Source organism: Streptomyces sp. SID9727 (assembly GCF_010550605.1).
GTDB lineage: Bacteria > Actinomycetota > Actinomycetes > Streptomycetales > Streptomycetaceae > Streptomyces.
This window is the reverse complement of the sequence record NZ_JAAGNI010000221.1, coordinates 1-1,171: the sequence shown is the minus strand read 5'-3', so window position 1 is coordinate 1,171 and position 1,171 is coordinate 1. Positions and strand designations below refer to the sequence as shown.

General features: G+C 77.1%; 1 protein-coding gene. It reads right to left on the bottom strand.

The features are described 5' to 3' along the window. On the bottom strand, nucleotides 1–950 hold a 950-nt coding region (locus G3I41_RS14220), incomplete at its 3' end, for an SRPBCC domain-containing protein (RefSeq protein WP_164400571.1). Nucleotides 951–1,171: the final 221 nt, after the last annotated feature.

Sequence of the window (1,171 nt, the reverse complement as noted above, 5' to 3'; positions counted from 1 at the left end):
TCGCCGTCCTGCTCCGCGCCCCGCGCTCCCGGCTGCTCCGCACCCGGCGCCTCGTCGGGGGCGGCCTCGTGCGTCGGCAGCGACTCGTCGGCGCCGCTCAGGGGCCCGGCGCCGCTGAGCGGGGAGCCGGCCGAGGGCTCGGGGCCGCTCTGGTCCGCCTCCTCGGCGGCCTCTTCGAGCGCCTTCTCCACGGCCTCCCCGACAGCCCGCTCATCGGCGGTGACCTCGGCGGAACCCGGCGTCTCCGGACTCTCCGGCGTACCGGCAGAGGCATCACCGGCAGGACCCTCACTCGCAGACCCACCACCAGCAGGGCCCTCACTCGCAGACCCACCACCAGCAGGGCCCTCACTCGCAGATCCACCACCAGCAGGGCCCTCACTCGCAGACCCACCACCAGCAGAGCCCTCACCGGCAGACCCACCACCCGCAGACCCACCACCGGCGGAGGCCCCGTCGCCGGAGGCCCCGCCGCCCCACGCCTCGTCGGCCGCGCCCTCGCCCTGGGCGGCCAGCGACTCCGTCACGAGCTGCTGGGCGAACCGGTCCAGCAGGCGGTGCGCCGTCGACAGCGCCGCCGCCGGCTCCAGGTCCCGCAGGCGCCCGTCGCCGCTCGCCCCGCCCTCGAAGGCGATCGACGTGCCCTCGTCGCCCTCCGTGAGCCGGAGGGTCAGCGACAGCTTCGCCGAGCCCCCGCCCCGGGCCTCCACACCCTCGCCCTCCACCAGGACGGCGTGCACGGAGTCCACGTCCGGGTCGCCCGGCACCGGCGTGAGGCGCAGCGCGCCCCGGTACGTGATGGTGTGGCCGCCCGCCCGGATTCTGAGCCGGCCCGCCAAGGGACCCGCCGACGCGTCGGCGTCCTGCTGGAACCCCGGTACACAGCGGGCGACCCGGACGGGGTCGCCCAGCGTCCGCCGCAGGGCCGGGACCGGAACCGGAACGAACACCTCATGCTCCATGGTGAACGAGCCTACTCAGCCCCGGCCGTCCCGTCAGCGCTTCCGCACCCGCGACCGCCCCCGCACCTCCGGCACCGCGCGCACCCGGGATCTCACCGCCGCTCCCAGTAGCGGGGGTGCACCAGCGTCGACGGCGGGAGGCCGGACAGCCGCCCGGCCTCCGCCCCGCGCCCCGCGGCCCGCAGCCCCGGCACGCTCAGGGAGCGCAG